Genomic DNA, 13,300 nt, shown 5'->3' on the forward strand with positions numbered 1-13,300 from the left:
ACCCGTTGGAGGGCGGCTCGCGGCTGATCAGGCCTTCGGAAGGGTGATCCCCAAGGCGACCATGGCGGGCGAGGGAGGCCCGCCCTCGGAGCGTTCGGTCTTGTGGCCGGGCTTGCCGGGGGCCAGCGTCCGGGGGTCGACCGACTCCAGCGGGGCTCCGGTGCTGTATTCGCCGTCCGGGAGCGTGTCGCGGTCGTGGGGGGCCAGCCAGAAGACCCGGCGGTGGAAGGTGCCGGACGCGGGAGCGGCCTTGGCCGTCCGCCCGAGCACGGCGTAGCCCACCATGCGGCCGTCGCGGTGGTAGGCGGGCTTGCCGCGACGCGTGGGCAGCCTGTCCAGGCTCTGGCGGACGTAGTCGAGACCCTCGGTGTCCTCAAGCCACACCAGCTCGACCTCGTGGCACAAACTCGATTCGTTGATCAGGCTCATCGCCGGGCCTCCTCACCGTGGAACTCGGAGCTGAGGCCGATACCCGGATAGAACTTGCGCGAGTTGGACAGGATCATATCCTTTGGCGACGTCATTCTCAGTGTGTCGCGAATGCGTGCGGCGAAGTTGCGGGCCGAGACAGGGGTGGCACCCTCTGAGCTGCACCAGCGGGTGTAGGCCGCGTACAGACTCGTCTGTTCTGCACGCAGGCCCGGTTCGAGTATGCAGGCGTCTCCGATGAACCGCCCCACTACATCCTCCGTCGCTTCGTAGGCATCTGTCGCTAGACGTACCCGTTGCGGCCCTGACAAGTCTTTCTCGCCCGCCAGGTAGCGGCGGGCTCCGTCGACCAACCAGGACAAGATTCCCGGTCCCTCCTCATCCACCAGGATGCGTGCGAGGTTGTCAATCTTATGTTCTTCGGACACCACCCGTTCGAAGGGGATCAGGCGCAGCCGCCGCCAGAACGCGAACCCGCCCGTGCTCACCTCGGGGCGATGGTTGCCCAGCAACCACAGGTGGTGAGTCGGGTCGAAACTGAAGAAGTCCTGACGCATCCGGCGCGCCTTGATCTTGTCGCCGCCGGTCAGCAGCTTCACCCGGGCCTCGTCGAAACGATCACCGGGCTTGAGCTCGGAGCAGACGATGACCCGGCGGCCGTGCAGCTCGGCCAGGTCGGTCGGGTGGCCGTCGAACGACTTGGCCATGAGGAACCCGGGCGGGGCCGCGTCGGCGTAGTCGCCGAGCAGTTGCAGCATGACCTCCAGCAGCACGGACTTGCCGTTCTTGCCGGCGCCGAACAGGAACGGCAGGACCTGCGCGCCGACGTCCCCGGAGATGGAGTAGCCGAGCAGCAGGTGCAGGAAGTCGACGGTCTCCTTGCCCTCGGCGTCGTCGCCGAAGGTGTCGGAGAGGAACCGCTCCCAGCGCGGGATGGGGCCCGGCTCGGGGGCCAGGGTGGTGGAGCGCGAGTGCAGGTGCCGCTCGGGATCGGGGGCGGTGATCAGTCCGGTACGCAGGTCGACCACCCCGGCCGGGGTGCACAGGGCGTAGGGGTCGGCGTCCAGCGCGGCGGCGTTGAGCGCCATTCCGGGAGCCGCCTTCGCCTGCACGAGCATGGCGTGGATGCCGGCGGTCGACAGCGCCCGCTTCTTGTGCCGACGCAGGTCGCTGGCGGTGTGCCGGTGGAAGCGGTCGAACACGGCGAGCTGGTCGGCCATCTCCCCCGCCGCCCAGAGCACGGCGTCGCTCTCGTCGGGGATCCAGCGGTACTCCGCCCAGCGGTACCAGCCGAGGCCGGGCACGTGCTTGAAGTCGCGCCCGTACAGGTGCACGAACAGCTTGGCGTTGCCCCGGTCGCTCAGCGACTCAGGCAGCAGCCCGTCGCTGGTCGCGGGGGCCTGGGCAGGCGGCGCGGCCGGCGGCGGAGCAGCGGCGGGCGGGATCTCGGCCAGTTCGAGCATCTGCTGGGCGGCGGCTTCCGCGTTGAAGCCCCCGGACGGGGTGCCGGGCGTCATGAGCGTTCCTGGAGGTAGAGCGGCCGGGTGGAGCCTCGGGTCAAACCGCTGCTGATGATCTTGTCGGAGCGGCCCTCCTGTCCAGGACGCGCGTGGTGGGCGGCCGCCGCCAGCATCGTCTGGGCGTCGTGCGCGGACAGATATCCGCCGGCGACGAGGCCGCCGGCGGTGTACGCCGCTCGGTTGAGCTTGCCGGTGAACCCCGCGCCGTGCGGGACGGACGCGCACGCCTCGATGTCGGCCAGCAGGCGGTGCAGCAGGCGTTCGGCCGAGGTGTTCCGGCCGCCGGCGCCGACGACGGCCTGACGGGCGCGGGGCGGGATCGGGCGGCCCTGCTGGGGCGGCCTGGCGGCGGGGACGGGGACGTGCCCCGTACGGGAGAGTTCCTGGGCGAGCCAGTGCGGCAGGGGCGCGGGCACGCGGCACTCCCCCACCGCCGTGTAGACGCCGTCCTGGGTGCGCGTCCCTGGCGCGATGATGTAGCCGCCGTGGGCGCGTACGTCGACCTGCCAGGCCAGGGCCCGGGAGGAGCTGGAGCCGGTGGAGCAGAGGAACGTCTGCCCGGGCTCGGCGCGGTACCAGATGTGCAGGCCACCGGAGGGCGTACGGACCCGCAGGGTCGAGGCGTCGGCCGCGGCGTCGGGGGCACGGCGCAGGGCGGCCAGCAGCGCCAGCGTGTCGAAGCCGGTCGCGAGGCCGGCCAGGTCGACACGGGGGTCGATGGGGATGCCGGGCAGCAGGCGGTCGCGGTCGGGCACGGGCGTGGGGTGGGCGTCGACGTCGATGACGACGAGCCGGGCGGGACCGCAGGCGACACCGACGCCGAACGCCGGGTGGGCGCCCCACCAGCTGTCGATCAGCTCCGAGTCGACGGTGGCGGAGTGGAACCCGTGGCACCACCGGCCCTGCCGCAGACACGGGCATCCGGCCGGGTCGTGCCCGGCGGCCTGGCAGGCGGGGCAGTTGCGCGCCGGGGTCTTCCGGCCGGCGGCGAGGGGGTGGACGGGCCAGCCCTGGGCGGCGCACCAGCGGGCGATGTCGATCGGCCGGGAGAGCTGGGGAGGGCTGGGGGTGACGTCGTCGAGAGGGGCGTGCAGAGTCACGTCATCCCTTCTCGTGGTCCGGGCAGAGGGTGGGTCGCCGGTTCGGCCTGCTTGCCTGTCGCCGCCCGTGAGGGAGGCTGAGCGACTGAAGCGACCGAGCCTTGAACATGGCACGACAGATTAGCGGACCTTGGGGCGGCTGTGGGGGATGGCGTGGGCGTGGCGGAAGAAATGCGACGCGGCTTCGCGATGGCCCCGTGAGGCGAGGCGCGTCGGCGACGGGCCGTCTGGAGTAGCGACTGAAGCGACTCTACTGAGCACTTATGACGCCAGCACGACGATGCGTACTACGACGACATATACCGGAGGAGGAGTCGCTTTGGTCGCTGCCCATCCTCGCACAACCCCCTGACCTGCGGCTTTGTCAGCTACTCAGGACCAGCTACCGAAGCACTGTCAGTCCCTCCGTCCCCGGCTGCCCCACGCGCCCCGCGGCTTTTGGGATTGTTTGAGCCCCGGCCCGGAGAGGGAGCGACTGAAGAGACCGAGGGCCGGCCGGGTCGCTTGGGTCGCTCCAGCACCCAAGCGACTGACGCTCAGTCTCTGTGCCGCGGTGGGCCGCCCGGTCATGACAGCGACCGGAAACGCGGCCCCGTCTCCCTCCCCGGATCGTGCGCCGAGCACCGCCGCATGCCGGTCTTCAGTCGCTTGAGTCGCTTCGATCGCTCGGCCTGCACGAGTGGTTCGTACGCCTTTTCGCCGGGCCCGGTCCCTTCAGTCGCTCGGGTGCTGTCAGGGCCGGCTCGGCGGGGCCGGGCCGGTATCCGCTCCCCCGTGACCGATCAGCCCAGCCAGCGTCGGATCGCCGTCCTGAGCGACGCGCGGGACTCCGCGTCGGGCTGCGGGACATCGGTGGCCCACGCCACGTATCCGTCGGGCCGCAGCAGCAGGGCCGTGCACGGCACGGCGGGCCCGGGCAGCCCCGCGGTCGCGGGGTGCCCCCAGTCGCCCCCGGTGAAGTCGATCAGGTGCGGGCGGCCGTCCCTGGTCAGCTCGGCCAGCCGGCCCCCGCCCTCGAGGTCCAGGTCTGGAGCCCACCGGCCGGCCAGCGGATGGTCGCTGCCCACCTCGTAGCGGATGTCGGCGCCCGACATCAGGTCGGCGATCCGGCGGACGTTGCGCGGGTCGCCGAGCAACTCGGTGAACAGCGCGCGCAGGCCGGTGACCTCGCTGCCCGGGGCGATCAGCGCGGACTGGGCGCGCGAGGACATCACCACCCGCTCGGCGGCCGGGCGCCGTTCGGACTCGTAGGTGTCGAGGAGCCCGGCGGGGGCCGTGCCGCGCACCTCGGCCGCGAGTTTCCAGCCGAGGTTGACCGCGTCCTGGAGGCCGAGGTTGAGCCCGGGCCCGCCGATCGCCGAGTGCACATGAGCGGCGTCGCCGACCAGCAGCACCCGGCCGTCACGGAAACGCTCGGCCAGGCGGGTGTTGCCGCCGTTGAGCTTGCGCATCAGGTGCGGCCCCGGGCCGTCGGGCGGGCCGAAGGCGATGTCCGCGCCGAGCACGCGCCGGGCGCTGGCCTGTAGTTCCTCCAGGGTGAGCGGCCCTTCGGCGTCCTGTCCGTTCCACTCCATCGTGGAGATCAACGGTGCGGTGGAGCTCGGCAGGGGCGCGTACACGAACAACCCGTGCTCGGTCCGGTGGTGCAGCAACGGCGGGATGGGCCCGTACCCGGGGACGTCGAGGCCGCCGGTGGCCGGGTCGATGAACTCGGCCGCGACGGTGGCGTGCGCGGTGCGCGAGATCGTGGTGTCGGTCGTCACGCCGGGGAAGGCGATGCCGGCCAGCTTGCGCACGATGCTGTGGCCGCCGTCGGCCCCGACCAGGAAGCGCGCTTCGACCGTGTACGGCCCGGCCGGGCCGCTCACCTTGAGGGTCACGCCATCGGCGTCCTGGTCGAATCCGGTGAGTTCGTGGCCGCGCCGGATCTCGACGGCGAGCTCGCCGGCCCGTTCCTCCAGCATCTGCTCGATCCTGAGCTGCGGAACCGGGAGGAGGTAGAGGGGGTTGTCGTCCAGCACGCTCAGGTCGATGGGCAGCGCGCCGAAGACGAACCCGGGGGCGGGCCGCGGCGGCTCCTGGACACCGGCGAGCCGCTCGTACAGGCCGCGCCGGTCCAGCATCCGCACCACCTGCCCGACCAGGCCGTTGGCGCGGTTGTCCTGGCTGCGCTCGGGCAGGCGCTCCAGGACCAGGGGGCGGACTCCGGCCAGGCTGAGCTCGCAGGCCAGCATCAGCCCGTTTGGCCCGGCTCCGGCTATGACGACATCGACGATCATGGTGGTCCTTCCGGGCATGACGGATCGGCCGACGGCAGGCCGGCAGAGAAAGATGGGGAAGGTCAGGGCGTCGGCAGTCCGGCGGCGACCTGACCGAGGGCGTCGCGCAGCAGCTCCGGGAACGGTGCCGGTGCGTCGCCGTGGAGCCACAGGTGAATGGTCGCGAGCACGGCGGCGCCCACCGCCCCGGCGACCAGGTGCGGATACAGATCCCGATCGAGGTCGGTGCCGGTGCGCTCGGCGACCGCCGCGGCCAGCGCGTCCTGCGCGGCCGCGTGGGCCTTGAGGAACTCGCCCCGGTGCTCAGGGTGCTGGGTCATCAGCTTGACACCGGTGATCCAGTGCTCGTCGGCCGACCACCCGCGCTCCTGCATGCCGAGCGCGAACCGGGCGAACACCGCGTTGGTGACGGCCTCCCACAAGGGCTCGCTCTCCGGCCTGGACCTCAGCTCGTCGGCGATCTGCACCGCCCGGTCGAAGTGCCTGGCCGCGATGGCCTCGCCCTTGCTGGAGAAGTAGTTGTTGAACGTGCGGTGCGACACGCCCGCCTCGGCGGCGATGTCCTCCACCCTGACATTGTCGAAGCCACGCTCGACGGCCAGCTTGATCGCCGCCCAGCTGAGCGCGAGCCGGGTTTCTTCCTTCTTGCGCTCCCTGAGCCCCATACGAGCACCCTACACAAACTTGCGAGTCACGCAAAGATGCGAGTCGCGCAAAATTTCGGGGCGGCGGGTGCGGTGCCCTGCCCTGGCCGGCCACCGAGCGGCGAACACTGGGCGACAGTCGCCTTAGGGGAGAACGCCATAACTGCACCACCCGGCGCCCGCGGCTACGAGGAGATCGCGGCGGCCCCGGACATACCGGTGGAGACCGTCGGGTCCCGGATCAACAGGGCACGCAAGAAGCTGCGTAAGGCCCTGGGCGACGTCAACCCGATCGGGGAGCGGCGATGGACGAGTTGAAGCCGATCGGAGCCGGGTTCGTGGAGCCCGAGCCCACGCCGGAGGCGGCGTCGGCGAAGGGACGTGACCGCCTCCTCCGCCTGACCTGTGAGGCACGGACGGCGCGGCCGGCCCGTGCCCGCCGCAGCTGGCCCGCCACGCTGCCGATCCGGCGCCGTGGCGGTGACGCTCACCGGCGGCATCGTCGTCACCCAGGTGAGTCCGGGGGCTCCGACCCGCGTACCCCTCATGCCTGATCGCCGCCCCTCCAGCCGACGCCAGGACGCTGCTCATGCGGGCCACGCCGGCCGCCGCCGCCCGACAACCCGACCCGGTTCCGGCCCGCGACCAGTACGTTCACACCAAGACGCTGGCCCAGCGCAGCCTCTACACCACGGACGCGTCGGGCCGGACGCTCCACACCATGGCGCTGGTGAGCGAGGAGCGCTGGGAGGCCGCCGACCTGGACAAGCCCTGGCTGCGCCGCAGCCGGAACCCGCCGGCCACGGGACCTGCGCCCGCATGTACTGGGACCGCGGCGACATGACCGACAGGGCGCCGCCGGGCGTCTCAGGTGGTGGGAAGAGCCCTGACGCCGGACGTCCCGGTGAGCGAGCCCTCCTCCTCGTCGTCCAGCAGGTACGCCTCCACCGCGACGGATACCAGCGTGGACAGGTGCTCGGCCCCGGTCTCCTCGACGAGCTCGGTCAGGATGTCGAGTTCGGCCGGGCGGAACTGCACCGGCCACAGCACCCTGCGGACGCCCGCCTTCGATCGTGACCGCAGGTTTCTCCGAGGCGGGAATCGCGAGCCGTTGGGCCGGCTGACTTCCAGACGCGCTTGCACCAGGAACCCCAGTACGCCTTCGGTCAGGTAGTGGTCGATGGCGTCCATCGCCAGTTGGGCGTACTCGATGCCCTCGGCACGGCTCATCTCGCGCGCCCGCTCTTTCACCTTGGGCGTCACGTAGATGCTGACCTGCTCAGGCGTCTGGTACGCACTGGTCGGCGAGGGCTCAGCGACCGGAGCGGGCGCGCGGCGGGCGGCCGCCTGCGCGGGACGGGCGGCCTGGCGGCGCGGCTTGGTCGCGTGCGGCGTGGGAGGACGCGACGGCGACGGTGATGTCGCGTCCTCCGCCGTGCTGGCTCGTACGGCCTCCTCAGGGGCCCTGAGGGCCGAGCCTGCGGCGCTGTCGGGCGATCCCGACGGCTCCGGCAGGCCGCCCGCGTCCGCGGGTGCGACGACCACGCTGACGGGCTTGGAAGGCGTCCGCGGCGTGGGCGTCTCGATGGCAAGCTCGGCGGAGGAGCCGTCCGCCTCCTGTGCCACGGGCGCGGGAGCGACCGGTGCTGCCGGAGCCTCGACCTTGGCGGGCTCTGCTGCGACCGGTGCTGCCGCTGCAGGCTCGGCTGCGACCGGCTCGGGTGCCGGCTCTGCTTGAGGAGCAGGAGCAGGAGCAGGAGCAGGTGGCGCGGGCGCAGAGGCCGCCGCCGTGGCCGGCGTGGTCGGCGCAGGGACCGGGGTAGTGACCGGCGCAGGAACCCGCGCGGCGCCCGGCGTGGCGCCCGGTGCGGAGGCCGGTGCGGAGGCCGGTGCGGAGGCCGGTGCGGAGGCCGGTGCGGAGGCCGGTGCGGAGGCCGGTGCGGAGGCCGGTGCGGAGGCCGGTGCAGCAGCCCCTGCCGGGGCGGGTGCCGGGGCAGGGGCTGCCGTGGTTGCGGCGGCCGCTGTAGCCTCCGGAGCCGGCTGCTTCTTCTCCCCCTCGGCCAGCTTGCCGACCAACGTCGCCAAGCCGCTCTGCCCCCGCTTGCCGCGCGCCCGGGTCATCCCGCTGAGGCGCGGCTGCGGCGGCTTGTCGTCGAAGAACTCGCTCGTCATGCGTACGCCTCCGCTTCCAGCTCCAGCGCCCGAGCGATGATCTCCATGGTGGCCTCTTCCATCTCGATGGCGGAGGTCTCGGCCGACTCCGAGCTGAGAGACAGCTGGTGCTGCCTGGCGTGCTTCTTCCAGTCCGCGCCCGCGGTCAGGTCCGCCAGTTCGGCGAACACCCGGCCGTGCTTGCGGCACTGGTCCGCGACGTTGACGGCCCGCGTGATGACGGTCTGGAAGATCGGGATCCCCGAGTCGCCGAGCACGCCTTCGATCTCGCGCCGCTTCTTGGCCAGGAACCCGATCTCCTTCACCCCCACCACCTCCCCGTCGTCGTCCTTGACCTTGCGCAGATGCTGGCGGTCGAAGCCGAACAGCAGCACGCCGAGCGGCGTCAGCGCCGGGTTGAGCGGGGATGCGACGTCGAAGACCTCGCTGACTCCTTCAAGACCCTGGATGGCGCCTTGGTCGAAACAGACGGGGATGAGCACGTACTCGGCGGCGACGGCAGCCAGGTGCTGCAGGTCGGCGATGTTGGGCGGGCAGTCGATGAGGATCCACTCGTAGTCGTCCGCCACCTCCGCCAAAGCCTGGGCCAGACTCAGCAGGATCTCCCTGCGAGGGTCGATGGACCTGGTGCCGATGATCGAGGCGGTCGTCCGCTTGAGCACCTTGCCGCCCGGCACGACGTCGAGCTGAGGCCGTACGTCGCGCACGATGTGCAACGGACCGGTGCCCTCCACCACGTTGATGACGCTCTGCCCCTCGTCGTCCCCGGGCCTGCCCTGGTAGCCCAGATCCAGCCCCAGGTTGCCCTGAGGGTCGAGGTCCAGGGCGAGGACCCGCTTGGACGACCCCGCTTGGTGGAGCGCGGCTGCCAGCTGGGCCGAGATGTTGGCCGTGGTGGTGGTCTTCCCGGCACCCCCCTTGTTGTTCAACACGATGAGCACCCGCCGCAGCTTGGGGCGGATCTGTTCGATGATCTCCTGCGTGGTCATCCCACGGGCCTGAGTGGCAGAGAGGGGGAAGCTCATGGATCTACTCTCCTGTGCATGCCTAGGACTGGACGGAAGGTCCCTTGTTCCTGCAGAGGCGCAAGCTCCCGGTAACTTGACGAAGCTGATGGAACTTCCGTCCCTTTCTTAACAGATGAATGCCTTGAGCGTCATCTTCAGCTACGGCGTGTCGCCGCGCTCGTTCTCCCGTCCCCCTGGGCGATCCCTCGACAGACCTCTCCTCGCGCTGAACCCTCCGCTCGTCTCTCACTTGGTGACCTGAGGGTGCCACCCGGCAGTCACGTCGATGAAGGCTCGCTCACTCGTGGAAGCCGTTGAGATGTGCGTCCCCCGGCCTCGCCATGGCCTGACCTTCTGCCCTGATCGCCTACGGCTTCTTCATCTGCTGCCACCCCCACTCTGATCATCAGTCTGCTCAGTTGTCTGCATGGTGCTTGCATCACCGATTGACCTATGACGTGGTACGGCTTTCTGTAGAACATCTGACAAGACTTGTTGCAACACTGTCTCCTGCCATTTCTGTCCGCCTTGTCCTCAGCCTGTCTCTTCCGCTGTCGATGCGAATATGTCCATGACATTCGACGTCACTATCTCAGATGCTTTCGATGCAGCTATTCACAAACCGGTCTATGTCCCTCTCGACAGACCTGTCTTCACACCTATTAGTCGAGCCGACCTGCGGTGATGCGGTCGCGTCGGTGAGGGTACGCGCCGCGATGGCACGCCCACCCGCAGAATTCACGGCTGACGGTGAGCCCTTGAGGAAGCCTCCCGGCTCGCACTGCAAAGCGCGGCCGGGAGCCTTCTCTCGAATTACTTTCCCATCCTATGCAGGCCATGCGCAATATCGCGAAGACGCTGGCTGGCAACGGACGGCAATTACGAAGCAGCCCTGCAAGCACGCGGGAACGCGGAGATGGCGCGGCAACGGGTACTGCCGGCTCGCCGATCAGGCCGTCCGGCCGGGATAGGTCGCGGTGATGAGCCGGTACAGAAAGGCGTCGAGGTCGTCGAGACCGTAGGAGGCCAGCACGTCGGGCGGCTGGGAGAGCAGGTGGGCCAGCGCGCCGTTGATGGCCAGGGTGACCGGGGCGGCGCCGTCCCGGGTGGCCGGAAGGCCGGCGGACTGCTGGAGGGCCAGGTGCAGATCGAGGTCGGCGCGGGCGAGCCGGGCCATGGTCTGGCGCACCTGCGGGTTCCTGGCGGCCTCCGCGTTCAGTTCGAGGTAGGCCAGGACGCGTGACCTGTTGTCCGTCAGCGCTTTGTCCATCAACCGGCGCAGCAGCGCGAGCAGCTGGTCCACGGTGTGGACCTCGGCCTGCTGGAGGTCGCCGAAGTAGCGATCCACGCACCGCTCCGCCGCGGCCTGCAGGAGACTGACGCGGGTCGGGAAGTAGTTCTTCGCCGTGCCTTCCGGCAGCCCGGCGACCCGGTCCGTCGCCCGGTGCGTGAGCCCCCGGCCGCCCTCGGCAGCCAGCACCTCGATCGCCGCGTCGCGCAACCGATCGCGCCGGTCACTGTTCTCCGCCATGGGCCTCTATGTTTCCACTCGACAGGACCACCACATCCGTGGTACCACAGGTGTGGTGATTCGAATGAGAAATGCCGTCATCGTGGGCGCCGGCGTCGGCGGGCTGACCGCCGCGATCGCGCTGCGCGCCATCGGCTGGAAGGTCTCCGTCTTCGAGCGGTGGCCACGGGTCGTCGCCGAGGGCACCGCGCTGGGCCTGCGCCCCGACGCCCAAGCCGCCCTGGCCACGCTGAAACTGGGCGAACGGCTGCGCGAGCGCACCGTCCCCTACCGGCGGGCGCAGATCCGCACCCCCGGCGGCAGACGTCTCGCTGACCTGCCGCTGGGGCGCATCGAACGGCGCGGCGGGGCACCCGTCCGCATGCTGTCGCGGGTCTCGCTGATCGAGCTGCTGCTGGAGGAGGTGGACCAGGAGACGATCAGCACCGGCGTGAAGATCACCGATCCCGCCGGGCTGCGGGCGGAGTACGACCTGGTGATCGGCGCCGACGGGGTCCGCAGCGCGGTACGCCAGGCGTTCTTCGATCCCACCACGCGACCCCGCTACGCGGGCATTGTCGCTTGGCGCGGCGTCGTCGAGGGCTTCGAGCCGCAGGACTACGGCGAGACGTGGGGACGCGGGCAGATGTTCGGCATGACCCCGCAGGCGCCGGGCGTCACCAACTGGTACGCCCCCGTACGTGCTCCGGCAGGCACCCGCGAGACGCTCGACGACCTGCGGGCCCGCTTCGCCGGCTGGCACGAGCCCATTCCCCGCGTGCTGGCCGCGGCCGACGAGGGCACAGTGCTGCGGCACGAGGTCCACGACCTGGCGCCGCCGCTGGCCTCCTACGTCACCGGGAACGTCGCGCTGATCGGCGACGCCGCCCACGCGATGACCCCCGCCCTGGGGCAGGGCGCCTGCCAGGCCCTGCTCGACGCGACCGAGCTCGCCGCCTGCCTGCGCGACCACCCCGGCGACGTCGAGCAGGCGCTGCGCGCGTACGACGCCAAGCGGCGTCCGGCGACCCAGCGAATCGTCACCGCGGCCCGGTGGATGACCCGCCTGGCCGGGGCCGATCGCCTGACGGGCCCGCGCAATGCCCTGATGCGCCTCCTGCCCATGTAAGGGCGAACGCCGCCGTCTGCTCGCTCGTGCTCTTCAGCAGGATCCGGCGGGACGACCCGTTCGAGGACCGAGCGAGTACGAGGTCAGCCGCCGAAACGGGCCTCGTGCTGCTGCTCGGCGAGCAGGGTGAGCCGGGGAAGGAGATCCGACAGTTGCTCCCGAAAGGCGGCATAGCGCTCCTCCCGCAGCGCGTCGAGAATCTCCTCCAGCCACCAGCCGATCTCGCGCAGCGTCGGATACCGGTCCGGCGTCAGCGGCCACTGCATCTCTCTGACCGCACGACGCAGGCCGATCAGGTTCTCCGCCAGCTCGTCGTCCAGCAGATGGTCGAACCGCGCGCGATAGTCCACCAGCTCTCCTGCCGCCTCCCACAACGGCAGCGCATGCCGGTCGTACCACGCCGCCTCCGCCGTGCTCGTGCTCGTGGGGGAAGAGGTGGGGGAGCGCCGGTGTGCTCGTTCCGCTCGTTCGTTGCGGGCCAGCCCCAGCTTGGCGGCCCGATGGCGAAGGATGCGGTGCTCCACGGCCTGCCTGCTGCGTACGTTGAGCGGGGGCGCCATACGCATCATTGCGATCTGCTTGGCACAGCCCAGTTCGAGAAGTTCATGTTCCAGGCGGTCGGCCTCGTCCGGCAGGTGCGGACAGTAGCGCCGGACGTAGGCCAGCACCCACAGACCGTCGATCACGTCACCGACGAGCACCCAGTCCGGGACCCGCCGACGGGTCAGGACATAACGGATCACGGCGAGGGGATGGTCGGCCGGATCGTCGCGCAGCAGTGTCTCCACATCGGGATCGTGTGCCTTGCGGCGTCGCTCTACAATGTCCTGGATGGCCCTCTGACCTGCGGTTTTAGTGACAAGAGGCTCTGCGCGTTTCGGCATGTCAATAGTGTATTGACGTTTATGATCATGATGCTGCTGGTGGACGGTTGTGACTCCCGGAGATGGTTGTCACCTACCAAAGATAACTGCCACCAAGATCCCTTCATGGCGGTTGTCCTGTCTCGCGAAACCTGGCGTGCGTCTCATCCACCTGGCGGGATTCGCCGTTCCGTCTCACCTGGTTGGTGTGGCCGCCTGTGGTCGGCCACGACTAGTGATCACGTTGGCTACGAGTCGTGGGTCTGGCTCTCCTGGGCCGCGCCGCCGAAGCGGGCGCGGCCGTCGTCTTCGTCGAGTACGACCGCTCGCCCGAGGCCCGCCACCTGGTGGCCATCGAGCAGGCTTACGCCACCGCCCAGTGGATCGTGAAGTTCGGCGCCGAAGAGGGGCTGGACCCCTCCCGGCTGGCCGTCGCGGGCGACTCGGTCGGAGGCAACATGACCGCGGCGCTCACCATCCTGGCCGAGCAGCGCGGTGACGTGCATTTCGTACGACGAGGTCCGGCCGGGCGGCCTGCGCGTCCGTGTCGCTCTCGGATACCGGCTCCGTTGCGGTGCGGCGCGCTTCTCGGTGGGGCCATATGCGATCAGCCGATCCCGCAGATCAGGACGAGCGCGTAGGGCGGG

At 70.3% G+C, this 13,300-nt stretch carries 12 protein-coding genes; 3 read left to right on the top strand and 9 right to left on the bottom strand.

Annotation, left to right across the window (positions count from 1 at the left end; all coding sequences use genetic code 11):
* Positions 1–27: 27 nt before the first annotated feature.
* The 5 genes from ABD292_RS14560 to ABD292_RS14580 form a co-directional block, all read right to left on the bottom strand.
* Positions 28–429: a DUF6009 family protein gene (locus tag ABD292_RS14560; protein ID WP_091088912.1), complete on the bottom strand. Its 402-nt coding sequence runs from the start codon at positions 427–429 to the stop codon at positions 28–30.
* Entirely contained in the window at positions 426–1,946 is a 1,521-nt protein-coding gene (locus ABD292_RS14565) for a DNA primase family protein (protein WP_344207714.1), read from the bottom strand. The genes ABD292_RS14560 and ABD292_RS14565 overlap by 4 nt, the downstream gene beginning before the upstream one ends.
* Positions 1,943–3,049 carry a bifunctional DNA primase/polymerase gene (locus tag ABD292_RS14570; protein ID WP_344207715.1) on the bottom strand — a complete coding sequence of 369 codons (1,107 nt, stop codon included), beginning with the start codon at positions 3,047–3,049 and terminating at the stop codon, positions 1,943–1,945. The genes ABD292_RS14565 and ABD292_RS14570 overlap by 4 nt, the downstream gene beginning before the upstream one ends.
* A gap of 782 nt (positions 3,050–3,831) precedes the next feature.
* Entirely contained in the window at positions 3,832–5,328 is a 1,497-nt protein-coding gene (locus ABD292_RS14575) for an FAD-dependent monooxygenase (RefSeq protein WP_344207716.1), read from the bottom strand.
* A gap of 62 nt (positions 5,329–5,390) precedes the next feature.
* Entirely contained in the window at positions 5,391–5,993 is a 603-nt protein-coding gene (locus ABD292_RS14580) for a TetR/AcrR family transcriptional regulator (protein WP_344207717.1), read from the bottom strand.
* A gap of 568 nt (positions 5,994–6,561) precedes the next feature.
* Between ABD292_RS14580 and ABD292_RS14585 the strand changes: the two genes are divergently transcribed.
* Positions 6,562–6,816 (top strand): hypothetical protein, encoded by a 255-nt coding sequence (locus ABD292_RS14585; RefSeq protein ID WP_344207718.1) that lies wholly within the window; start codon positions 6,562–6,564, stop codon positions 6,814–6,816.
* A gap of 23 nt (positions 6,817–6,839) precedes the next feature.
* Here ABD292_RS14585 and ABD292_RS14590 read toward each other — a convergent pair whose 3' ends face one another.
* The 3 genes from ABD292_RS14590 to ABD292_RS14600 all read right to left on the bottom strand — a co-directional run bounded on the left by ABD292_RS14590 (position 6,840) and on the right by ABD292_RS14600 (position 10,682).
* Positions 6,840–7,598 carry a hypothetical protein gene (locus ABD292_RS14590; RefSeq protein WP_344207719.1) on the bottom strand — a complete coding sequence of 253 codons (759 nt, stop codon included), beginning with the start codon at positions 7,596–7,598 and terminating at the stop codon, positions 6,840–6,842.
* A gap of 542 nt (positions 7,599–8,140) precedes the next feature.
* Positions 8,141–9,133 carry a ParA family protein gene (locus ABD292_RS14595; protein ID WP_344207720.1) on the bottom strand — a complete coding sequence of 331 codons (993 nt, stop codon included), beginning with the start codon at positions 9,131–9,133 and terminating at the stop codon, positions 8,141–8,143.
* 967 nt (positions 9,134–10,100) lie between these two features.
* Positions 10,101–10,682 (bottom strand): TetR/AcrR family transcriptional regulator, encoded by a 582-nt coding sequence (locus tag ABD292_RS14600; protein ID WP_344207721.1) that lies wholly within the window; start codon positions 10,680–10,682, stop codon positions 10,101–10,103.
* A 64-nt stretch (positions 10,683–10,746) separates the two neighbouring features.
* Here ABD292_RS14600 and ABD292_RS14605 point away from each other — a divergent pair, with 64 nt between their 5' ends.
* Positions 10,747–11,790 carry an FAD-dependent monooxygenase gene (locus tag ABD292_RS14605; protein ID WP_344207722.1) on the top strand — a complete coding sequence of 348 codons (1,044 nt, stop codon included), beginning with the start codon at positions 10,747–10,749 and terminating at the stop codon, positions 11,788–11,790.
* An 83-nt stretch (positions 11,791–11,873) separates the two neighbouring features.
* Here the strand turns inward: ABD292_RS14605 and ABD292_RS14610 are convergent, their stop codons facing one another.
* Positions 11,874–12,674, bottom strand: coding sequence for a hypothetical protein (locus tag ABD292_RS14610; RefSeq protein ID WP_344207723.1), 801 nt, complete (start codon positions 12,672–12,674; stop codon positions 11,874–11,876).
* Between the two features lie 236 nt (positions 12,675–12,910).
* Between ABD292_RS14610 and ABD292_RS48960 the strand changes: the two genes are divergently transcribed.
* Positions 12,911–13,294, top strand: a complete 384-nt coding sequence (locus ABD292_RS48960; protein WP_425565090.1) for an alpha/beta hydrolase fold domain-containing protein — start codon at positions 12,911–12,913, stop codon at positions 13,292–13,294.
* Positions 13,295–13,300: the final 6 nt, after the last annotated feature.

It is taken from the genome of Nonomuraea bangladeshensis (assembly GCF_039529455.1).
GTDB classification, from domain to species: Bacteria; Actinomycetota; Actinomycetes; order Streptosporangiales; family Streptosporangiaceae; genus Nonomuraea; species Nonomuraea bangladeshensis.

Excerpts from the sequence above, each read along its gene's own strand:
- ABD292_RS14585 (WP_344207718.1), top strand. The coding sequence starts at position 6,562 with ATGCGGGCCACGCCGGCCGCCGCCGCCCGACAACCCGACCCGGTTCCG.
- ABD292_RS14605 (WP_344207722.1), top strand. The coding sequence starts at position 10,747 with ATGAGAAATGCCGTCATCGTGGGCGCCGGCGTCGGCGGGCTGACCGCC.
- ABD292_RS14595 (WP_344207720.1), bottom strand. The coding sequence starts at position 9,133 with ATGACCACGCAGGAGATCATCGAACAGATCCGCCCCAAGCTGCGGCGG.
- ABD292_RS14565 (WP_344207714.1), bottom strand. The coding sequence starts at position 1,946 with ATGACGCCCGGCACCCCGTCCGGGGGCTTCAACGCGGAAGCCGCCGCC.
- ABD292_RS14560 (WP_091088912.1), bottom strand. The coding sequence starts at position 429 with ATGAGCCTGATCAACGAATCGAGTTTGTGCCACGAGGTCGAGCTGGTG.
- ABD292_RS14575 (WP_344207716.1), bottom strand. The coding sequence starts at position 5,328 with ATGATCGTCGATGTCGTCATAGCCGGAGCCGGGCCAAACGGGCTGATG.
- ABD292_RS14580 (WP_344207717.1), bottom strand. The coding sequence starts at position 5,993 with ATGGGGCTCAGGGAGCGCAAGAAGGAAGAAACCCGGCTCGCGCTCAGC.
- ABD292_RS14600 (WP_344207721.1), bottom strand. The coding sequence starts at position 10,682 with ATGGCGGAGAACAGTGACCGGCGCGATCGGTTGCGCGACGCGGCGATC.
- ABD292_RS14610 (WP_344207723.1), bottom strand. The coding sequence starts at position 12,674 with ATGCCGAAACGCGCAGAGCCTCTTGTCACTAAAACCGCAGGTCAGAGG.